Source organism: Flavobacterium sp. Leaf82, from assembly GCF_001422725.1.
Taxonomy (GTDB): domain Bacteria; phylum Bacteroidota; class Bacteroidia; order Flavobacteriales; family Flavobacteriaceae; genus Flavobacterium.
Map to the genome: position 1 here is coordinate 221,787 of NZ_LMMA01000032.1, position 21,896 is coordinate 243,682.

21 protein-coding genes are annotated in these 21,896 nt (G+C 31.9%); 10 read left to right on the top strand and 11 right to left on the bottom strand.

Going from position 1 to position 21,896, the window contains the following annotated elements; genetic code table 11:
* The first annotated feature begins 139 nt into the window (after positions 1–139).
* Positions 140–1,015: a sensor histidine kinase gene (locus ASF10_RS15415; RefSeq protein ID WP_241774967.1), complete on the top strand. Its 876-nt coding sequence runs from the start codon at positions 140–142 to the stop codon at positions 1,013–1,015.
* Positions 1,016–1,110: 95 nt separating this feature from the next.
* Here the strand turns inward: ASF10_RS15415 and ASF10_RS15420 are convergent, their stop codons facing one another.
* The 3 genes from ASF10_RS15420 to ASF10_RS15430 form a co-directional block, all read right to left on the bottom strand.
* Positions 1,111–2,097, bottom strand: coding sequence for an aldo/keto reductase (locus ASF10_RS15420; protein WP_056250742.1), 987 nt, complete (start codon positions 2,095–2,097; stop codon positions 1,111–1,113).
* Between the two features lie 174 nt (positions 2,098–2,271).
* Positions 2,272–3,159, bottom strand: coding sequence for a cysteine synthase CysM (cysM, locus tag ASF10_RS15425; RefSeq protein ID WP_056250744.1), 888 nt, complete (start codon positions 3,157–3,159; stop codon positions 2,272–2,274).
* Positions 3,156–3,947 carry a serine O-acetyltransferase gene (locus tag ASF10_RS15430; RefSeq protein ID WP_056250747.1) on the bottom strand — a complete coding sequence of 264 codons (792 nt, stop codon included), beginning with the start codon at positions 3,945–3,947 and terminating at the stop codon, positions 3,156–3,158. The genes cysM and ASF10_RS15430 overlap by 4 nt, the downstream gene beginning before the upstream one ends.
* Before the next feature lie 189 nt (positions 3,948–4,136).
* On the opposite strand from ASF10_RS15430, the gene ASF10_RS15435 reads away from it, so the two are divergent.
* The 3 genes from ASF10_RS15435 to ASF10_RS15445 all read left to right on the top strand — a co-directional run bounded on the left by ASF10_RS15435 (position 4,137) and on the right by ASF10_RS15445 (position 5,956).
* Positions 4,137–4,838 carry a DUF1003 domain-containing protein gene (locus ASF10_RS15435; protein ID WP_056252186.1) on the top strand — a complete coding sequence of 234 codons (702 nt, stop codon included), beginning with the start codon at positions 4,137–4,139 and terminating at the stop codon, positions 4,836–4,838.
* Positions 4,839–5,229: 391 nt separating this feature from the next.
* Positions 5,230–5,415, top strand: coding sequence for a hypothetical protein (locus ASF10_RS15440; protein ID WP_056250749.1), 186 nt, complete (start codon positions 5,230–5,232; stop codon positions 5,413–5,415).
* Positions 5,405–5,956, top strand: a complete 552-nt coding sequence (locus ASF10_RS15445) for a Smr/MutS family protein (RefSeq protein WP_056250750.1) — start codon at positions 5,405–5,407, stop codon at positions 5,954–5,956. Before ASF10_RS15440 ends, ASF10_RS15445 begins: the two co-directional genes overlap by 11 nt.
* Before the next feature lie 147 nt (positions 5,957–6,103).
* Here ASF10_RS15445 and ASF10_RS15450 read toward each other — a convergent pair whose 3' ends face one another.
* Positions 6,104–7,093, bottom strand: coding sequence for a hypothetical protein (locus tag ASF10_RS15450; protein WP_056250753.1), 990 nt, complete (start codon positions 7,091–7,093; stop codon positions 6,104–6,106).
* 87 nt (positions 7,094–7,180) lie between these two features.
* On the opposite strand from ASF10_RS15450, the gene ASF10_RS15455 reads away from it, so the two are divergent.
* Entirely contained in the window at positions 7,181–8,305 is a 1,125-nt protein-coding gene (locus tag ASF10_RS15455; RefSeq protein ID WP_056250756.1) for a cysteine desulfurase family protein, read from the top strand.
* Between the two features lie 89 nt (positions 8,306–8,394).
* On the opposite strand, the gene ASF10_RS15460 is transcribed toward ASF10_RS15455, so the two are convergent.
* The 4 genes from ASF10_RS15460 to ASF10_RS15475 form a co-directional block, all read right to left on the bottom strand.
* The gene (locus ASF10_RS15460) at positions 8,395–8,955 is read right to left on the bottom strand and encodes an L-threonylcarbamoyladenylate synthase (protein WP_055098141.1); all 561 of its coding nucleotides are present in this window, start codon (positions 8,953–8,955) and stop codon (positions 8,395–8,397) included.
* Between the two features lie 113 nt (positions 8,956–9,068).
* Positions 9,069–10,214, bottom strand: a complete 1,146-nt coding sequence (locus ASF10_RS15465; protein ID WP_056250757.1) for an acyltransferase family protein — start codon at positions 10,212–10,214, stop codon at positions 9,069–9,071.
* A gap of 275 nt (positions 10,215–10,489) precedes the next feature.
* A complete protein-coding gene (locus ASF10_RS15470; protein ID WP_056250759.1) occupies positions 10,490–11,452 on the bottom strand; it encodes a hypothetical protein in 963 nt (320 codons plus the stop codon).
* Positions 11,453–11,530: 78 nt separating this feature from the next.
* Complete coding sequence (locus tag ASF10_RS15475) at positions 11,531–12,607, bottom strand: glycosyltransferase family 4 protein (protein ID WP_056250761.1); 1,077 nt, start codon at positions 12,605–12,607, stop codon at positions 11,531–11,533.
* Between the two features lie 84 nt (positions 12,608–12,691).
* Between ASF10_RS15475 and ASF10_RS15480 the strand changes: the two genes are divergently transcribed.
* Positions 12,692–13,456: a lipopolysaccharide kinase InaA family protein gene (locus ASF10_RS15480; RefSeq protein ID WP_056252189.1), complete on the top strand. Its 765-nt coding sequence runs from the start codon at positions 12,692–12,694 to the stop codon at positions 13,454–13,456.
* A gap of 113 nt (positions 13,457–13,569) precedes the next feature.
* Here ASF10_RS15480 and ASF10_RS15485 read toward each other — a convergent pair whose 3' ends face one another.
* Positions 13,570–14,634, bottom strand: coding sequence for a glycosyltransferase family 9 protein (locus ASF10_RS15485; RefSeq protein ID WP_056250764.1), 1,065 nt, complete (start codon positions 14,632–14,634; stop codon positions 13,570–13,572).
* A 127-nt stretch (positions 14,635–14,761) separates the two neighbouring features.
* Here ASF10_RS15485 and ASF10_RS15490 point away from each other — a divergent pair, with 127 nt between their 5' ends.
* Positions 14,762–15,511: a glycosyltransferase family 2 protein gene (locus ASF10_RS15490; RefSeq protein WP_056250766.1), complete on the top strand. Its 750-nt coding sequence runs from the start codon at positions 14,762–14,764 to the stop codon at positions 15,509–15,511.
* A gap of 67 nt (positions 15,512–15,578) precedes the next feature.
* Here ASF10_RS15490 and ASF10_RS15495 read toward each other — a convergent pair whose 3' ends face one another.
* Entirely contained in the window at positions 15,579–16,394 is an 816-nt protein-coding gene (locus ASF10_RS15495; protein ID WP_026982140.1) for a 2,3,4,5-tetrahydropyridine-2,6-dicarboxylate N-succinyltransferase, read from the bottom strand.
* Positions 16,395–16,678: 284 nt separating this feature from the next.
* On the opposite strand from ASF10_RS15495, the gene ASF10_RS15500 reads away from it, so the two are divergent.
* The 3 genes from ASF10_RS15500 to ASF10_RS15510 all read left to right on the top strand — a co-directional run bounded on the left by ASF10_RS15500 (position 16,679) and on the right by ASF10_RS15510 (position 19,504).
* Positions 16,679–17,317: a PAS domain-containing protein gene (locus ASF10_RS15500; RefSeq protein ID WP_056250769.1), complete on the top strand. Its 639-nt coding sequence runs from the start codon at positions 16,679–16,681 to the stop codon at positions 17,315–17,317.
* A gap of 149 nt (positions 17,318–17,466) precedes the next feature.
* A complete protein-coding gene (gene ruvX, locus ASF10_RS15505) occupies positions 17,467–17,883 on the top strand; it encodes a Holliday junction resolvase RuvX (RefSeq protein WP_056250771.1) in 417 nt (138 codons plus the stop codon).
* Positions 17,884–18,007: 124 nt separating this feature from the next.
* Positions 18,008–19,504, top strand: coding sequence for a malate:quinone oxidoreductase (locus tag ASF10_RS15510; RefSeq protein ID WP_056250774.1), 1,497 nt, complete (start codon positions 18,008–18,010; stop codon positions 19,502–19,504).
* Between the two features lie 39 nt (positions 19,505–19,543).
* Here ASF10_RS15510 and ASF10_RS15515 read toward each other — a convergent pair whose 3' ends face one another.
* A complete protein-coding gene (locus ASF10_RS15515) occupies positions 19,544–21,766 on the bottom strand; it encodes an FUSC family protein (protein WP_056250779.1) in 2,223 nt (740 codons plus the stop codon).
* Positions 21,767–21,896 lie beyond the last annotated feature (130 nt).

Sequence of the window (21,896 nt, forward strand, 5' to 3'; positions counted from 1 at the left end):
TTTGAAAAAAAGTTATGCGTTCAAATTTTTATTTGTTGCATTTATAGGAATACATATTCCCCTTATCGGAATTTTGTTTTTTGTCCTTTATTATAACCATAGTGTTTCGCCTACTTCGATTTTGGTTTTTTCTCTAATTATGACTTTACTGGCTACTTTGATAACACTGGTGGTTTTAAATCAGCTTATTAAGCCTATTTCTATTGCTTCAAAATCATTAGATGATTACAGGAATAATAGAAAACTGTCAATTTTACCAACAGAATATACGGATGAAGCCGGATTGCTGTTGTGTAATATTCAGGAATCTATTTATGAGGCCGAAAGTTTTATAAACGAGAAACAGGATTTGATTTATATGCTTTCGCACGATTTAAAAAATTTTGCAGGAAATCCTCAGGGTCTGGCAAAATTAATTATAAGTGAACATCCATCTGATTCGATCACACAATTGGCAGAACTTATTTGTGAATCGACCAATTTACAATTCCGATACATCGAAAATTTTATCAAATTATTGCAGGAACAGGATCGTGTAGTAAAAGGGAATCAGGAAATAAGAACGATTTTATTTCCGGGAATTTTGCCTTTTATTAATGAACAGGTCGAACAGCGTTTGATAGATAAAAATATAAAATTAAATTTAACTTTAGAGCTTGTCGAAGCTAAACTAAGGCTTGATGAAGGTTTGCTGATTCAGGTTTTGGTAAATTTAATTAGTAACGCAATCAAATTTTCTTATTTCGACAGTGAAGTTAAGGTTCGGATTTACAATGAAAATTCTAAACTAATCATTACTGTTGCTGATAAAGGAATTGGTTTTGATAAAAATCAGATTGATGAATTATTCAAGAAATTTACCAAAATGAGCCGATTGGGAACTGCAAACGAATCTTCGACCGGAATTGGTTTATATTTATGTAAAAAGATCATCGAAAAAAATAAAGGAAAACTTAGTGCAACAAGTGAAGGCAAAAACAAAGGTGCCGAATTTAGAATTGAGTTTGAAATTTAATGTGTCACTATAAAAAATAAAAAATCCTCGTTTTAGTTTATACTGAAACGAGGATTTTTATTTGAATGTATTTATAAATCAGTTTTCTTTAAAACTTACCAAAGCTGATGTACAGAAGGCTTAATATATTCTTCGTAGATATTATTCATTGCAGCAATTTTTTCAGCAGTTAATTCCGGTAAATCATAAACAGATAAATTAGACAACACATGATTTGCTGTCGAAGCTCCGGGAATAATACAGCTGATATCTTTAAAACTTAAAATCCATTGTAGGGCAATAGGAGCAAGGTTTGTGGTTTCAGGAAATAATGCTTTTAGTTTTTCAACGGCTTTTAAACCCAATTCATAGTCTATTCCTGAAAAAGTTTCTCCTTTATCAAAAGCATCTCCGTTGCGATTAAAATTACGATGATCCTGAGGGTCAAAAGTAGTTTTTACATCAAATTTACCAGTTAAAAGTCCGCTTGCTAAAGGAACTCTCGCAATAATCCCAATATCTTTCTTTCTGGCTTCAGAGAAAAATAACTGAGAAGGACGTTGACGAAACAAATTAAAAATAATCTGTACTGTTGTTACATTCGAATATTCAATTGCTTTCAGGGCTTCTTCGACTTTTTCTACGCTAACACCCAGATTCAAAATTTTGCCCTGATCTTTTAAGCGATCAAAAAGCTCAAAAATTTCAGGTCGGTAAAAAACTTCGTTAGGAGGACAGTGCAGCTGAATTAGATCCAGTGTTTCTAATCCCATTCTTTTTAAACTGTCTTCGACAAATTTCTGCAGTACTTTTGGCTGGTAACCTTCACTAACGTGAGGATTAATATGGCGCCCGCATTTTGTAGCAACATATATGCGTTCAGACCTTGAACGAACAACTCTTCCAACAGCTGTTTCGCTTAATCCGTTTTCATAAACATCTGCAGTGTCAATAAAATTTACACCATTGTCAATTGCAGTATTCAAAAGTTCGTCTGCGGTTTTATTATCAAAAGCAGATCCCCATTTTCCTCCAACTTGCCAGGTGCCAAGTGAGATTTCGGATATATTGAAGTTTGTTTTTCCTAGTTTTCTGTAGATCATTTTTTTTAAGGTTCAAAGGTTTTTTGTAGAGACGCACAGCAGTGCGTCTTTTTTGTACCCGTAGATTTTTTAAGATGCTAAGTTTTCTAAGGTTCTGAGTTACTAGGTTTTTTTAAGATATTTTTCAAAATAAATCTTAGCAACTTAGTAACTCAGAACCTTAGAAACTTTTTTTCAATCAAATAAATCCGAAGACAAATATCGATCGCCACGATCGCAGATAACGGCAACTATTACTCCTGATTCAAGTTGTTCTGCAATTTTTAGGGCAACGGCAACAGAACCTCCGCTGCTCATTCCTGCAAAAACACCTTCTTCGAGGGCTAATCTTTTGGTCATTTGACGGGCTTCTTCTTCGCTGACATCTATAACAGAGTCCACTTTTGAGGCATCAAATATTTTAGGCAGGTATTCTTGTGGCCATTTGCGGATTCCCGGAATCTGGGATCCGTCGCTTGGTTGTGCGCCAATAATTTGAATTGCCGGATTTTTTTCTTTTAAATAAGTCGAAGTTCCTATGATAGTTCCGGTTGTTCCCATTGCCGAAACAAAATGGGTTACAGTTCCGTCAGTATCATTCCAGATTTCAGGACCTGTAGTTTTATAGTGCGCTTTCCAGTTGTCATCATTTGCAAATTGATTTAGCATGATATAACCGCCATCTGCTACTTTTTTGTCGGCGTAGTCCCTTGAACCAATAATTCCTTCGCTTGCAGGCGTTAAAATCACCGTAGCGCCATAAGCACGCATTGTTTGAGTTCTTTCTTTTGTAGAATCTTCCGGCAGGATCAGTTCGATCTCTATCTGAAACAATTGTGCGATCATCGCCAGGGCAATTCCGGTATTACCGCTTGTTGCTTCAATTAGTTTATCGCCTTTTTTAATATCGCCTCTTTCAAGGGCAGCAGCAATCATGTTGTAAGCAGCTCTGTCTTTTACGCTTCCGCCGGGATTATTTCCTTCTAACTTTAGTAAAAGTTTTACATTTTTATTTTTAACCAGATTGACAGTTTCCATCAACGGAGTATTTCCAATCAGGTTAAGCAATTTCTGTGCGTTCATTTTATTTCTTTTATTTTAACTTCAGTTGTAGTTGTGTTGGTTACAATAGAACCTTCGGGGATTGATTTGGTAACCCAGGCATTTCCTCCCACGATACTGTTTTTGCCAATAATAGTTCCGCCTCCTAAAATTGTCGCATTCGCATAAATGCAAACATTTGCTTCTACAGTTGGGTGCCTTTTTGCATTTTTCATTTCTTTGCTTACGCTCAAAGCTCCCAGAGTAACACCCTGATAAATTTTTACATGTTTTTTAATCACTGTCGTTTCACCAATAACAATTCCTGTTGCGTGATCAATAAAAAATGGCGAAGCAATATCTGCGCCTGCATGAATATCAGTTCCGGTGATTCTATGTGCATATTCGCTCATTAATCTTGAAAATAACAATAAATCGAGCTGATACAATTCGTGGCTCAGTCTGTAAATTGCAATTGCAAAAAAACCGGGATAGCCCAAATAAACTTCATCGATACTATTTGATGCAGGATCGTTTTCTAAAATATAGGCTGCATCCTGATTTAGTTTTTCGAGAACTCCGGGTAATTTTTCCAAATATCTGTCCCAGATTGATTCGCATAAGTTTTGTGGTTTTTTGCAGGCTAAAACGGCAATTTCTTTAAAGCAAATTTCAAGTTCATCGATACTTTTGTCTAAATCTGCATTCGAATCAAAAAGGGTGTAGAAAAGCTTCTCGGTAAAATCTTCAGTTTTGGTTTTGATTCCGTAGTTTATATTTGAATGGCTTTTTAAAGCTTTGATATTTTGTATGATAGTCTCTTTGGTCACAATTGTAAAATTGAGTGGATAATTTAAAACGCTAAAAGTAGTGCGTTTTTTGTAAATAAGGACACGAATTCCCTAAAGAAATTTTGTTCTGAAAATTGTATTTGTGATAAAAAAAAGAAATTTAAGTCAGTATTTTTTATATGATTCTTAAGAAGTTAAATGCGTAAATTAGCCAGTAAAAATTATAAAATGAAAAATAATTCGACTTTTAAAAGTGCTATTTCTAATCTTTCTTTTCCTGAAAGTGAGAAAATTTGGGGAAAATCTATTCACGATCCTATTTTAGGGCTTATAATTAAAGATTATCCTGCTTTTAATGATAGTGATTGTATTGCGGTAAAAGAGTTGAATGAATATCGCCAAAAATACGTATCGAACTATTTATCTACAGAAATTGGAACATTGTCTGATCTTGAAAAAAGTGTAATCACATCTCTTAAAGAAGATAAATCAATAGTAAGCATTGTTGAAGATGAAGAAGAGAAAAGAAGTTTTGGTCAAAAAATCGCTGATAAAGTTGCAGACTTTGGCGGAAGCTGGACTTTTATTATTTCGTTTTTACTTTTTATAATCGTCTGGATTGGTGCCAATGTTTATATTCTGGTCAACAAAGGTTTTGATCCTTATCCGTTTATTTTGCTGAATTTGATTTTGTCTTGTATTGCTGCATTGCAAGCTCCGGTAATTATGATGAGTCAAAACCGTCAGGAAGAAAAAGATCGAAACCGTGCTAAAAAAGATTATATGATTAACCTGAAATCTGAATTGGAAATTAGAATGATCCATGATAAAATTGATCATTTGATTATGCATCAGCAACAAGAATTAATTGAAATCCAGAAAGTACAAATCGAAATGATGAACGATATTCTGAATCAGATTAAAAAATAAATTCTTACAAAAATAAAGTTTTAATACCTCTTTTGAATTTTGTTATTAGATATCAAAAAATGATATTTTATGAACAGGATTTTCAAGAGGTTTTTTATTTGGAATATCATTATAAATAAAATGTTTAATTTAAAATGTATAAATTTTAAAACAGAATTTAAGATTTTGAAACTATAAAATAACAGCGTAAAAAGTAAGAATAAAATAGCTTAAAAACAGACTTTTGAATTTATGGTTTAAAGCTGTTTTTAACACAAGAAAAACGATATGTTTTTCTGGATTTTAAAAGTTGGTTTTTATTTAATGGAATAAAAAAAAACGTGTTATGATTTAAAGAGAGTAGAACTACTATTTTAAAGTTTCATACTTTTGAATTCTGATCTATTTAAATATGAAAGCTTTTAAAATTTTAATAATGATTCTTGCGATTTCGGTTGCGTTATACGAGCAGGTTTCAGCAGAAAAAAATATCTATATAATGGTAATTGCAATTGCGGTTTTCATGTATGGAATGATGCAGTTGAGTGCAAAAACACCAAGTAAAAATCAAGAAAAAGAAGAACACGATGTTGACTAAAGGAGATAAGGTTTCCGTCCTGGACGAAGCCATAAACGGAACAGTAGTTTCTGTAAAAGATAAAGAAGTTTTGATAGAAACTGAGGATGGATTCATGATGACATTTTTTGTCAATGAATTGCTTAAAATTCAGGATTCCAGTAATTTAATGAATTCTATTAAAAGAATTGATTTAGATGAGATTACAAAAGAGAAAACAGAGCCAAAACCGAGAAGTTTTGTCAAGGAAAAGAAGGATAAACGTGAAATAGCGGCTCCGGAATTTGATTTGCATATTGAAAAACTGGTTCCTAATAAACGCGGAATGTCAAATTATGATATCCTGACTTTACAAACTGAAACTGCAAAAAGACACATTGAATTTGCGATCAGAAACAGGATTCCAAAAATTGTTTTTATTCATGGTGTTGGCGAAGGAATTCTAAAAGCAGAACTTGATTTTTTATTAGGCCGTTATGACGGAATTGATTTTCAGGATGCCAATTATCAAAAATATGGCTTAGGTGCCACTGAAGTTTATTTTAGACAAAACAATAAATAATTTGTTTTTTTAAGTCTTGGTTCGTTACTTTTTAAGCATAAAAAAACGTCTGTTTTTCTTTCTAATTCCATATTGAAATTAGCTTGAAAAACAGACGTTTTTTGTAGGATATAAAATCGTATTTCATATCCGTATATTAATTATAAATTACGGCGCAATTGTAGTTACTGTTCCTAATAAAAATGTAGTTGCCAGTTTAAAAGTACTGTTCCCTTTTTGAAGAGTTGCATTTCTAAGAACAACTTTATGTCTAAAAACTTTAAGGTCGTTTGTCGTCGTAACTTCAATTATTCCACTTACATTTACTGCCCCGTCCTGACCAAACCATGTCTCTAATATTGCAGGTGTTGTTGGTGTTTTTTCTGTACAAAAATAACTTTGAGTGTCTGCCGGCAAAGCACCGCTATACGTTCTGTAATAAAGTTTATTTGCACCGTTTGCATTGATTAAATTAGTTCTTGGTTTACCTGTAGGAGTGGCTTCATTTACAATCAAACCATCGGCTAAGTTTTCAAGAACTAAAGAAGATACCGTATTATCGTTGTAAATTTTCTTTGTATCCGGACAGTAATCTGCATTTTCATCTGTAAAACTTACTACTACCGGAGTAACGGTTGTTTTAAAATCACCAAAACTAAATTCTTCTTCAACCTGTGGTCCTGAAGGTTTCAAAAAGGTAATGTTTTTAAAAGTGATATTATGAGTATATCCTGTAATTTTAGTACTACCATCGTCTGCAGTAGTAAAATCTTGTGTAGTAACGATTACTATTTGTCCTGCGGTTGCCTGCCATTCTTCTGTTACTTTTGGTGATGTTGGCGGTATTGCCCCACAAATATTTGCCGTAGCGACAGTACCATCATAAGCCCTGTACACAACACGATACGTTGTATTGTCAATATCATAAATTAAAGGTGTATTTGCTACTGTTGGATCATTGATAATTTTATCGTCTGGTAATTGAATCAGCAAAGATTCCTGAGATTTTAGTCTGTATATTAGATTATTGGTCAGCGGATCACAGCTTTGAGATACAATGCTCGTATCATCAAAATCAATTGTGTCTACTTTTAAATCACCGTCATCGCAGCCGTTTAGTAATAGCGCGAATAATAGAAGGCTTGCATATTTTTTCATCGTAATTTTATTTGACGTCAAAAATAGTGAAAAATTTCGCAAATGATATTTAAGATTAGACAATTGATATTTCATAACTTTGCACTAATGAAAAAAGTATACCTCGATAACGCCTCTACAACTGCTATGCGTCCTGAAGTGATTCAGGAAATGACAAAAGTTATGGCAGAAGATTTTGGTAATCCGTCTTCTACACACAGTTTTGGAAGAAATGGAAAGACTATTTTAGAGCTTTCCAGAAAAAGTATTGCCAAGCATTTAAATTGTTCTGCACAAGAAATTATTTTTACTTCAGGAGGAACTGAAGCTGATAACTGGATTTTGCGTTCTGCAGTCGAAGATCTTAAAATAGAGCGTATCATTACGTCAAAAATCGAACATCACGCCGTTTTGCATACTGTTTTGGTATTAGAATCTGAGTATAATGTTCAGGTCGATTATGTGAATATAAACGCGGACGGAAGTATCGATTTAACGCATTTGTCTAATTTATTGTCTCAGGAAAAAAAGACTATTGTGAGTTTAATGCATGTAAACAACGAAACCGGAACTATTCTGAATCTTGATAGAGTTGGGGTTATTTGCAAGCAATATGGTGTTTTATTTCATTCGGATACAGTACAGTCTGTTGGTAAAATGGAAATTGATCTGCAAAAAAATCCACTTGATTTTATAGTGGCAAGTGCGCATAAATTTCATGGTCCAAAAGGCATTGGATTTGCTTTTATTCGAAAAAATTCAGGATTACAGCCTCTTATTTTTGGCGGAGAACAAGAAAAAGGACTTCGCGCAGGAACTGAAGCTGTACATCAAATTGCGGGAATGGCAAAAGCTCTATCCCTTTCTTACGAAAATTTAGATCAGGAAAGAAAATACATATCTGAGTTGAAAATGTATCTGATTGATCAATTAGAAAACCATTTTCCAGGCTTTAGAATAAATGGTAAAAAAGATGATTTTTATAATATCATCAATATCATTTTACCTTTTTCTGCAGATAAAACATCGATGCTTTTGTTTAGTTTAGACATGAAAGGAATTGCCGTATCGAGAGGAAGTGCGTGTCAGTCCGGAAGCATAAAACCTTCTCACGTTTTAAAAGAAATGCTGTCTGAGGAAGATTTAAAACTGCCAAATCTTCGAATTTCATTTAGTCATTACAATACCAAAGAAGATATTGATTGGTTAATTGAGAGTTTGAAAAGCATTTAGCTTATAAAATTTCTAAGAATATGAGATTCTGGGAAGCTTAGTTTTTTGCAGATTTTAAATGATTTATAATCTAAAATCTGCAATTCAAACTATTTACGAATCACTTTTACTTGAGAATCTTTTGTCAATTTTATAATTGTTGAAGGTTTTCCGGCTACTTTATCGTGATACAGATTAACCACATAATCAACACCTTTCACGATTTCAGGATTAATATCTTTAAAGGCAATTGGAGTAGGTTGTCCCGAAATATTTGCAGATGTTGAAACTAAAGGTTTTTTCATTCGCTCTAATAATTTAAAGCAAAAAGGCTCTTTTACCACGCGAATTCCCAATGAATTGTCTGCAGCTATAATATTTGGAGCAACATTTCTGGGTTCGTCTAAGATTAAAGTTGTTGGTTTTTCTGATAAATCTAAAATTTGCCAGGCTACTTCAGGGATATTTTTAAACACATTGTACATCATTTTTTCCCCATTCATCAATACAATCATGCTTTGAGTTTCTGCACGTTGCTTGAGTTTGTATATTTTGGCTACAGCTTCAGGATTTGTAGCGTCACAACCAATTCCCCAAACAGTATCAGTAGGATAAAGAATGATTCCGCCCTCTTTGATGACCTCGTATGCTTTTATTATTTCTTCGTTCATTCTGTAAATTATATACTTGTTTTTGCATGCTAAATTAAGATACAAAGGTATAAATAAAAAGAGGATGAATTATTTTCCTGAGTTAACAGAATAGATAATTATTGCAATTTGGTCTATTTTATTTTCTTGAAAAGAGACATTAAAGGCAATTCGATGTATTTAAATGTAAGCTGGCAAACAAGAATAAGAGGAAAAATCGATGCTATAATAATGAGCCAAAACTCAGAATTGGTTAGCATTTTTGCTCTTTCAAAACCAATTATATAATAGAATATAATGAAGAGTAAAATACCGTGTAACAAATATAAACTATATGTTATTTGTCCAAATTTTCGAGAAAATGCACTGGATAAAATTCCAAAAAAGTTGTTTCCTGATGCAATAATCAAAAATACAGTTGATGTTATAATAATCTGAATTGGTTTTCTTCCGCCATTAAAAAAATATACTGAAAGTGCTAATAATACAATCGCTAAAACGGTATATTTTTTTTGCTTTAAAACGACTTCAAATTTTTTGGCATTGATTAAGAAAGCAACAATAATGCCGCCCACAAATGGCATAAAATGTCTTAAAGATGATTTGTTTATAATCATAATTATTGCTGCTGCAGCTGTAAAACCCAGCACTGCTTTTAAGTTGACCTTTATTTTAAACCATAAAGCGATAAGTGGTAATAAAAAATAAAATGTCCATTCATAAGGCAATGTCCATGTGATTCCGGCATTTAGTATAAAAGTATCTTCTAAGCCGTTTAAGTTAGAGTTGTTTTTACTTACGTTAAAGAATAACCATGATAGTACGCTTTTCAGGTTTTCGATAAAAGGTACTCGTATTGTAAATTGAGTTAAACAGGCAGCTAAAATAAAAATAATGATTACAGAGAAAAAATACATAGGAAAAAGCCTGAAAAACCTTGATTTAAGATAATCAGACCAATCAATTTCTCCTGTTTTATTATGGATTAACTTAGATGTAAATAAGAAAGCGGTAATGATAAAAAAGAATACAACTGTTGTTTCGCCAAATTGATTGAATAAATTCGATTTAGGATCTTCCCAGTTTTCAGTTTTTAAAAATACCTGCCAGATATAACTATGGTGCAGGAAAACAAAAAAGGCTAAATAACCTCGTAATCCATCAATTTCAGGATAGCGAATCTCACTTAGATCTGTTTTTACTAGTTTATTTACAAGCAAAACAGATACAACTAGAACAACTAATATAGGGAGTAAAAAGGCGATAATGGTGAAATTCATTTATTACATGTTTGAATAGCACCATACTACAATTATTTAAAGCGGCGGTTTAGTGGTATTATTTTTTTGCAAACATAATAAATGATATAACAAAATTGAAAGAATAATATTGTAAAATTTCTCTTTCTTATATTATGAATTTCATTAATAAAATCATAATATCGTAACGTATTGTTGGTTAATGTGTTAAAGGATTAAATTGAAGCCTAAAGAAAAAATCCTGTCGAAATCAAATGAGTTGATTTTGACAGGATTTAATTTATTTTTTAAGTTTGTTACTGTTGATTTTTGAATATAACATTATCAACCCAACCTTCTAAAGTGTATTTATTAAAGATTGAATCGGGAATTTTTTCATATTCGTTTTGGAAAAAATCTACAGGAATAACAGGATTTTTTTCATCTATAACAAGAATGTTATTTGGGTTGTAAAAATCGTAATTTTTGATATCTGAGTTTGTTGTAATAAGTTTTTTTTCTAAACCTAAACTTTCAAAAACCCTAAAAGTTAACCCCATTTGTCCGGCTCTATTGATGTCTAATAAAACTTTTGACCGGCTTATGTACTGATCTACTTCTGATAATGGTATAAATTTATTGATGTAAGTAATAGTACCATCAGTAGGTTTATGTTTTTTTGAATAGGTAATAAACTTAAAATTGATTTGTTTAGATTTTAATTCTTCGGCTATTCGTACTAAAATGGGTAATCTTTTATCGATTGAACCAATTGTAAAAACATCATATTCAAAATTATTTTTATCCGCAGTTTCGTCAATATTGGTGTAAATCCAATTGGGAGCAAATTTAAGATCAAATTTTTCGCAGTCTTCTTTCTCGAATGAATAAACTTCATCGAAGCAAGGAATAACTCTTTTTATATTAGGGCAACGCTCGATATTATCATTAAAAAAACCGATTGTTTTTTTAGCAAATTTTCTAAATTCTAAGATACTTTTTGGATCTATAAAATCACCTTTAATCGTAAGGATTACATCTTGAATTTGATTGTTTTTCTGTAATTCTTTTACTATTTCTTTCCCGTGATTCTGGTGTTTTAAATTTGTTTTAAAAAAAGCTTTTAAAATAAAATTATACACTTTGTGAAATACAGAAGGATATTTGTACTTATAATGTTTAAAATTAATATGATGTACAATATGTCCTTGTTTTTCCAGATTTGCGGCAATATAGGCGTTCATTCCTAAATTATCGAGACTTACCAGAGTTATATGCATGATTTGTATAGTATTGTAATCAGTTGAAAATTATTGAATTATGGCTTTGACTATTTGTGTGTTTTTATAATAGAAATATTATTTTAGAATATTTCTATAAACTTCTAAATACTCAGCAGCGGCAGTTTTCCAGTTAAAACTTGCAGCTCTTTCCTTAAATATTGTTTCGTATTCCTCTTTATTATTCTCAAAATTGTTTAATCCTTCAAATAATACCGACTTCATATATTCAGGGTCAAAATTAGACCAGTATTTTGCGGCACTTCCTCCAATTTCCGGCAGTGAAGTTTTATCAGACAAAAAAGTTGGTTTTCCAAAACTCATTGCTTCAATTGGCGGCAAACCAAATCCTTCTCTAATAGAAGGGAAAAGAAATGCTGTGCAGTTTTTCATAAAAAACTGTTTGCCTTCATTTGTCACTTTTCCGGTTAAAAAAACCTGATTTGTTAGTCCGTTATCACTGATTAGTTTTTTTATTTCTTCACCATATTTTTTGTTATTGTTACCAGAGATAATCAAATTATAGTCTTTTATTAATTTCATCATATTAATGATAGACTCATAGTTTTTTCTCTCGATAAAATCACCTATAGTATAAAAAAATGGTTTGTCAACAGGAACATCAGCGACATATGTAGAAGTGTCGATTAAATTTGTAATCGGGTTTCCGTTATAAATAACATATTCCGGTACATTTGGAACATCAAAATATTGGTGCGTTTGTTTTTTTGAAAACTCTGATATATAAGTTATTGCAGTTGCTTTGTTTAGTTTTTCTAAAAAAAGCTTATTTCTTTTATGATTTATATCTGCAGACACTTCTTCAGTAAAATTTACATCATGAATCGTCAATAAATATTTTTTACAAGTATAAGGTTCAACCTTTATATTTTGATTTACAGAATGCCACAAATCGTATTTTTTACGAATTCTAAAAAATTTCATTCTCGATAAACTGCTGTACTTATTGTAGTTGAATTTTTTGCCAAATTCACTCTCAAGAAGTTTAGTATCAGAGGCATTCAATGTTAGTTTAAGATCATCAAATTCCAATTCAGATAAACCTTTAATTAGTTCATAATTAAAAGTTCCCAAACCGCCAGCTCTGTTATTGATATTATGAGTTTCTAAAAAAACACTTTTTTGATCCGCCATTTGATTTAATTTTTCACGAAAATACAATATTAATTTGAAGTCTTAAATTGTATGTGTATTTTTGTTGTTCATAAAGATATTCCCATGAATTTTAAAGTAAATCCCATTTTTACTACAGAGACTACATCGATACTTGATACTATCAATACATTTAGCAACAAAGGAATTCTTTTTGGTAACGGACAACGTAATATCATAAAATTATTCGATTTAAAGGATAAAACAATTAATATCAAGTCATTTAAAATTCCAAATCTAATAAATAAAATTGCCTATAAATATTTTCGAAAATCTAAAGCAAAGCGTTCTTTTGAATATGCTACAATTCTATTAAACAGAGGCGTAGGAACTCCGCAGCCTATTGCTTTTCTTGAAAATTTTAACTGGTTGGGATTAAGAGACAGTTATTATGTAAGCGAACATTTAGTAACAGAACTTACTTTTAGGGAACTGGTAGAAATTCCGGATTATCCGGATCGTGAAAATATATTGAGACAGTTTACCAGATTTAGTTTTGATTTACATGAAAAAGGAATAGAGTTTCTGGATCATTCACCCGGAAATACTTTAATCAAAAAGAAAGAAAACGGGAATTATGACTTTTTTCTGGTTGATTTAAACCGAATGGAATTTCATGAATCAATGACTTTCGAAATGCGAATGAAGAATTTGTGTCGCTTAACTCCCTTAAAAGAAATGGTAGCGACTATGAGTAATGAATATGCTAAATTATATCCTGAATCTGAGCAAAAAACTTATGATACTTTATGGAAATATACAGCTGATTTTCAAGAGCAATTTTATAGAAAAAAGCGTCTTAAAAAGAAACTTAAATTCTGGAAGAAATAATTCTAAAAAGTATTTCTTTTGCGTCATTATAGGCAAAACCGAATTAAATATTGATATAGCAACAAAAAAAGGACAGATAATTTATCTGTCCTTTTTTTATTATATCGCATCAGTTAATTTTTATATTCCTGAAAATAAGTTTCTAATTTTTCAAGCATTAGAGGCAAAGGATATTCGGCATAATACTCAAAAGTATGCTCCTTAATATACTGTTCTGTATGTTGTTCGTATATTTCAGGTTTTAAATCTTTTAAATGAATTGAATCGTTTTTGGCTTCATTTTCAAATAACTGCCAGGTTTCTTTTCTAACAGAAGGTGTAAATATTGAGAAAGTTGGAATTTCAAGTGCTTTTGCCATATTTACTGCGCCGCCTTCATTACCAATCAGCATTTCGCATTGAGAAAGCAAAGCTAAAAAAGGTCTTAATTCAGTACAGTACAAATCAAATGCAATGTGTTTTTTTGTTTCTTCAGTACAATAATTATATACTTCAAGAGCTTGTTCTTTTTGATCGGGAATGTAGTTAAAGATTATTGTAGCGTTGGTTTTTGCTACTGTAAAATCTATAATTTTTGCCATTCCTTCTAAAGGATATGTTTTGTAAGCTTCACTTCCTAAAATTCCAAACATAATCAATGGCTTTTCGGTGTCGATATTATGGCTTTTTAGAAGTTGTTTCGCCTCATTAATTTCAGATTCTTTTAAAAATATTTTTGGTTTTACATCTGTAATTTTTTCAGATATAAAAGGTTTTAGAAGCAGCAATCTATTTTCAATTGCTAATCCGTGTTCAGATTCTACGGCATCAAAACGTTCGTAAGTATAATTGTAGAATATTTTAGTATACCATTTTCTATAAGAAACTTTATATTTTGCTCCGGAAAATGCAGTAATAAGATTGGTTTCTAATTTCGAATAAACATCAATTACAGCATTATATTTTTTTCTGCGAATCTGAAATATGAATTTAAACAATGAAGGTATAGATTTCCTTACCTTATTAGTTAACGGAATAATTGTGTCAATATTTGGATTCTCTTTTAGTACATCTACAGAATTTGGATAGCACATATAATCTATCACCGCATCCGGAAATTTTGTTTTTAAATTGTTACAAATTATAGTACTTGTTAATACGTCTCCAATTCTTTTTTGCTGAATGACTAATATCCTCATTTATCTTAAATTCAATTTGAAGGCTAAATTACAAACAATTTTATCAAGTCTACAACCGTATAGAGAGAATAAGATTAAAATAAAATAAAAAAGTTCTATTTTTGTGGCTAATAAATTAAATTTTGCAATGGAAATTAGTGGTCTTGTTATTACTTTCAATGAAGAGAAAAATATAGGAAAATGCATCGATGCCTTATTAAAAGTTTGCAACGAAGTAATTATAGTAGATTCTTTTAGTAAAGATCGTACAGTCGAAATTGCTAAAGAAAAAGGTGCAATAGTGATTCAGCAGGCTTTTTTGGGAGATGGTCCGCAACGCACACACGGTTTGCCATATTGCAAAAACGATTGGATTTTAAATCTTGATGCAGATGAATTTCTGGATAAAGATGCTGAGGCTTTTATTTTACAGAAAAAATATTTAGAAGGAAATCATGATGCTTTTAGTTTTAGGGTAAAAAACTTTCTGGCAGATAAACTAATTGATTTTTCAGGATGGTATCCGGATCATAAAGTTCGTTTTTTTAACAAGCAAACCGCACATCCATCAAATTCAATAGTGCATCAAAAAATTATAACTCAAAATGAAAAAAGAGTTGCCGTGCATATATTGCATTATGGCTGGGAATCTTTAGATCAGATTATTGCAAAAAAGAACCAGTACTCAGGTTGGCATGCACAACAATTATTTGATCAGGGAAAAAGAGTAAATGCTTTTAAACCGGTTCTTAACGGAACAGTTGCTTTTGTACGTTGTTATTTTTTCAAGAAAGGTATTTTTAATGGAGTAGATGGATTATCAATTGCAATGATTCAGAGTTTCTTTTCGTATATGAAATATGCCAAGCTTTTAAAACTTCAAAAAAAGAATAAATAAAAATCTAGAACAAAAAAAAAGGAATGAGTAATATCATTCCTTTTTTTTGTAAAGTATAAAATTCTAATTAAACTGCTACATCATATTCACGAAGTGCATTGTTTAATGAAGTTTTTAAATCTGTAGATGGTTTACGAGTACCAATAATTAAAGCACATGGAACCTGAAACTCACCAGCAGCGAATTTTTTAGTATAGCTTCCAGGAATCACAACTGAACGAGCAGGAACAAAACCTTTCATTTCAACAGGCTCATCACCAGTAACATCGATAATTTTTGTTGAAGCAGTCAAACAAACATTAGCACCAAGAACAGCTTCTTTACCCACGTGAACTCCTTCTACAACAATACAACGAGAACCAATAAAAGCACCGTCTTCAATAATTACAGGAGCAGCTTGCAATGGCTCTAAAACCCCACCAATACCAACTCCACCGCTTAAATGTACGTTTTTACCAATTTGTGCACAACTACCAACAGTTGCCCAGGTATCAACCATAGTTCCCTCGTCTACATAAGCACCAATATTTACATAACTTGGCATTAAGATTACCCCGCTTGAAATATAAGCTCCGTAACGTGCTACAGCATTTGGTACCACACGAATTCCTTTTTCAGCATAACCTCTTTTAAGCAACATTTTATCGTGATATTCGAAAATACCAGATTCCCATGTTTCCATTTTTTGAATCGGGAAATACATTACAACCGCTTTCTTAACCCATTCGTTTACCTGCCATTTGTCACCAACTGGTTCAGCACAACGCAATTTTCCTGCATCAACCAATTCGATAACTTCTCTAATAGCATCAGTTGTAGTAGTTTCTTGTAATAAAGCTCTGTTTTCCCAAGCTTGTTCAATTATAGTCTGTAAAGAATTCATAAGTTTTAATTTTTGGCAAAGATAGCGTATTTGTGCAAATGCAAAAAGGTAAACGCTTTTGAAAATGTTACAGATATAACTTTTTGTTTTTAATTTGATAAATAAATTCAATCACTTTACGGAATTTTATCGATCTAAAAGTCCTCTAAAAGTTTTTTAACTATCAAAATATGACAAAAATCAGGTTTTCGGTTTTTTCTTCTAATTAATTTTGCGCCATTAATTTCTGAGAATATCCTGGAAATTAAAAATACCATTCCAAAAACAAATTACATAAGCAAGACATGAATCAGGAAAATCAACTTCACGGACAAAGAACTATTATAGATAAAGAAGTCTCATGGGACAAAACTCAGGTCATTATGAGTAAAACAAACGCTTTTGGTATTATTGAATATGCCAACGAAGTTTTTGTAGATGTTTCAGGTTATGAAGATTATGAATTAATGGGACAACCTCACAATATTATTCGTCATCCGGATATGCCAAAAGTGATTTTTAAGGTGCTTTGGGAGAATCTTAAAAACGGAAAAAACTTTCATGCAATTGTAAAAAACCTGGCAAAATCAGGAAGATACTATTGGGTAATTACTGATTTTGAAATTTCAAGAGATGAAAACGATGTCATTGTAAATTATTTTGGAAGACGTCAGGCTGTTCCTCAGGAAGTTATAGCAATGCACATAGAACCATTATATAAAAAATTATTGCAGATAGAAGCTGCAAGCGGAATGGAGTTTAGTGAAAAATACCTTATTGGTTTCTTAGAAGAAAAAAAGAAAACGTATGTTGAATATATTAAGGACTTGATTTTTGAACACGAAAAAGGTCTGGCAAAATTTGCTCAATATGAAGAACGTGCAGTTGTAGAAGAGGAGGAAGAGGAAGAAAGAGGTTTTTTTAGAAGGTTATTTAACAGATAGATTTTTTTTAGGTTTTGAATATTTGGATAAGTCCGTTTTGAATTTTTTGAAACGGATTTTTTTTCATTTTGATTTAAAAGTTTTGAAATACAAATATTCATCCCTGAATTTATAAAAATTCCTTTCTATCTTTGATAAAAAATTTCAAAATGCCAAGAATCCTCTCTTTAGATTACGGACAAAAACGTACAGGAATTGCTGTTACTGACGAAATGCAAATTATTGCATCAGGTTTAACAACGATTCCCACCAGTACTTTAATTGACTTTTTGAAAGATTATTTTGCCAAAGAAAAAGTAGAAGCAGTTTTAATTGGAGAACCTAAACAAATGAATGGGCAGCCATCAGAAAGTGCTTCGATAATTAAAGGTTTTGTAACGCACTTCTCTAATATTTTTCCAGACATGAAAGTCGTTCGTGTTGATGAACGCTTTACTTCGAAAATGGCATTTCAAACTATGATCGATAGCGGATTAAGCAAAAAACAACGTCAAAATAAGGGATTAATTGATGAAATCTCAGCGACGATTATGCTTCAGGATTATCTTTCTTCAAAGCGTTTTTAATTTTTACTTCTTTATATTTTGTTAGTCTGTTGTTTTTAGTAAAAACATAACTTTTATCATGTAATTTTAGTTTTTTTTTGCAATTATAAAAAGTACCTTTGCACTTTAAAAACAAATTACTGTTATGCCTGACAATACAATACGTTCCAATAGTGAAGTAGTGCTTATTGGAGCTGGAATTATGAGTGCAACTCTTGGATTAATTTTGAAAGAGTTACAACCAGATATAAAAATTGAAATTTACGAAAGATTAGATGTTGCTGCAGCCGAAAGCTCTGATGCTTGGAATAATGCAGGAACAGGACATTCAGCTTTTTGTGAGCTAAATTACACCCCAGAGAAGGCTGACGGAAGTATTGATCCTAAAAAAGCAATAAGTATTGCAGAATCTTTCGAGATTTCACGACAATTTTGGTCGTATTTAGTAGAACAAAATAAAGTACCATCTCCTGATAATTTTATTAAAAGTGTCCCTCACATGAGTTTTGTATGGGGAGATAAAAATGTAGAATATCTTAAAAAGAGATTCGAAGCCTTGCAAAGCAATCCTATTTTTTCTCAAATGGAATTTAGTTCTGATTTTGAAAAACTAAAAGAATGGATGCCACTTGTTATGGAAGGCAGAGATGATAATGAAAAATTAGCTGCAACTCACATGGAAATTGGTACAGATGTGAATTTTGGAGCTTTGACCAGAAGCATGTTTAATTATTTAGAAAAACTTGATGGTGTTTCTTTATACTTTAATCATGAAGTTAAAAAGTTAAGACAACGTGAGGATAAATCATGGCGTATAAAAATAACTGATTTAACATCAGGTCAAACCAGAAAAGCCTATACTAAATTTGTATTTATTGGCGCAGGAGGAGGTTCATTGCCGTTGCTGGAAAAAGCAAATGTTCCGGAAGGAAACGGTTATGGAGGTTTCCCGGTAAGCGGTCAATGGTTAAAATGTACAAATCCAGAAGTTATTGCCAAACATCAGGCAAAAGTATACGGAAAAGCAAGTGTTGGAGCACCTCCAATGTCTGTTCCTCATATTGATACTCGTGTTATTGATGGAGAAAAAGCATTGCTTTTTGGTCCTTTTGCAGGATTTTCGACTCGTTTCCTTAAAAATGGATCTTACCTGGACTTGCCTTTATCGATAAAAGCAAATAATTTAATCCCAATGTTATCTGCGGGATTCCATAATATTCCTTTGACTAAATATTTAATTGAGCAGGTTCGTCAGTCTCCAAAAGACAGAATGAAAGCTTTACGCGAATATTTGCCTACAGCCCGTTCTAAAGACTGGCAGCTTGAAAAAGCCGGACAACGTGTTCAGGTAATTAAAAAGGATGAAAAAGGAGGAGGGGTTTTAGAATTTGGTACAGAAGTTATCAATACACATGACGGATCTTTGGCCGTTTTATTAGGAGCTTCTCCTGGGGCATCGACTGCAGTTGCGATCATGATTGATCTGGTAAGCAGATGTTTTACCAATCAAATAAAAACACCGGAATGGGAAGCGAAAATGAAAGCTATGATTCCGTCCTACGGTCAGACTTTAAATGACAAACCAGAGCTTTTGGCAGAACTTAGAAAACATACTGCTGAAGTTTTAAAACTAAATAATTAAGCTCAATCCTACTATAATATAAAAACAAATCCAGATGAATTAATCTGGATTTGTTGCTTTAAATTCTTCCGTAATTTTCAAAATCTTTTCGGCCAGATTACTCATCCAGATCAATTGTTCGATCACCATTTGAGCTTCCTGCATTTTAGCCTGACGGGTTTCTTTATCCAGTTCATCATCTTTAATGAGTCGGGTAAAATTCACGCGTTTAAGTTCTTCAAACTGCAAAGTCACATCTTCTTTATCAAAAAAAGTATCCGTAATAATAATTTCGTTTCGTAAAATAGAAATCGAATGATCTAAGTTTGAAAGTATCGTTTTTATAATATAATTAAACGATTCTGAGGCTGATGTCGTTTGGTGTGATTGAATGTAAGTCGATAAAGAAGCCAATGCAGATAAGATCGAATGATTTAAAACCACCAGTTTATTAACTAATGGCAATGTTTTTTGTTTCGACTTGGGCTCTTGCATCATTCTCTGGAAAGAAGTCATTAAATTACCAATTTCAACAAAAGCATTTTTTCTCGCTAATCTGTACGATGTAGGAATTTCTCCTTTTTTATTATAAAAATCCGCAATTTCCTTAAGATAATTTCGATTGGCTCGAATCGCATTTTCAATATGGATAGGCGTATTTATAAATTCCCATGCAGGCCATAAAAACTGATTGGCCAAAAAAGCCAATGTAGCGCCAGCAAGCGTATCAATAACCCTATACTGAATAACTTCTACAATATTAGGAACCAGAATTCCATAAATAAAAACCACATACATCGTAACAAAAGTTGCACTGATTTTATAATTGATTTGTGTAAAGGAAATTCCAAGTAACATACAAACAATTGATAATATACTTAAGGCAAAGTGATTTTGAATCACCAGTACAATTCCAAATGCAATAACACCGCCCAGAATAGTACCAAAAATCCTGTGGTAAGACCTTTCTTTTGTTAAACCATAACCGGGACGCATAATAACCACAATCGTTAGTAAAATCCAGTATGTATTTTGAACATTTAATAATCCGCCTATAATTAATCCAATCAGGATTGTAATCGTTAATCGTAACGAATGTCTGAAAATAGAAGACGAATAACTTAAATTTTCGATTAGCGTTCGTAACGGATAATATTGAGGTGTCAGGAATTTTTCAAGTTCTTTATCTTTATCCTTTAGTTTAAAAGATTGCATCGCAAGAGAAAAAGCACGTTGGATAATTTTAATTTTACCAACTTGATTTTTAGCATATTTCAGCATATTGGTCAACATCAAAACGCCTTCTGCTGCTTCGTCTTTGCCTAATGTTTTTTCGTAGTCAAAAATGGCAAACTCAAGAGCATCAAGTTCATTTTTTAAATCATTTTTGTCAACATATACACTAATATTATGTACGTTTTTAGAAAGTTTCTTTAAAGTCGAAGCCAGCTTATAAGCTACATTTTGATACGTTCTGAGAACATCAGGATGTTTGGCGAATTTTTCATGAAGTTTACTATGATCAAAAGAAGTATACAAAGCAAGTTCCTGTATTTCTACTAAAGTAATAAAAACAAGAAGCATTTTTCTGTTTTGACTTGTAGTTCCGGATGCATTTTGATTGCCAATAAGCATTCTTCTTAAGTCTTCATGAATTAAATTAAGATCAACCTGAACACTTAATTGTTTCTCTATTATGGCTTTTCTATTGGCTTCAGGACTCCATAAATCACCTCTTAATTTTAAATATTTCGCCGTTAACTTTATACCTTCGGCAATTTGTAACTCAACATATTTATAAGGTTGTACAAAATGAAATACAAGCGATACGATTAAATATAAAATTCCGCCAAAAAAAATAAATCCGGAATACTCAAAAGCTTCCCAACCTTCATGCAAATGACCAAATGATAATGAAATAGAAAGTAATGCAGAAAATGAAACCAGAGTAGCGCGTTGCCCGTAAACCGAAATCATTGAACATAAAAAAAGTAACAGAAATAAAAATGGATAAAACAAAACCGGATACGGATAAGCCAGATTTACTAATAAATTCACCCCGGATACAATGAATGACGCTACAATAAGCCCTTTTATTTTATGGCTTAGCGAACTTGGTACATCACTGGGATAGGTAAAGAAAGCACCTAAAGCCATTGTGAAACCTATTTCGAAATGTCCCATAAAATTCAAAACCAAAACAGGAACAACAGAAGCAATAGTTACTTTAGAGGCGTTTAAAAAAGAAGTACTGTTAGTAAATTTAGAGATACGATCGAACATATTGTGAGGTTTACAAACAAAAGTACGAATTGTACGAATTAATTTGGCATAATTATGGATGAGATTTTAAGGACTAAGCAAAAAATGCGATATAATATATCTTTAGAATTATTCATTGACTATTTTTTAC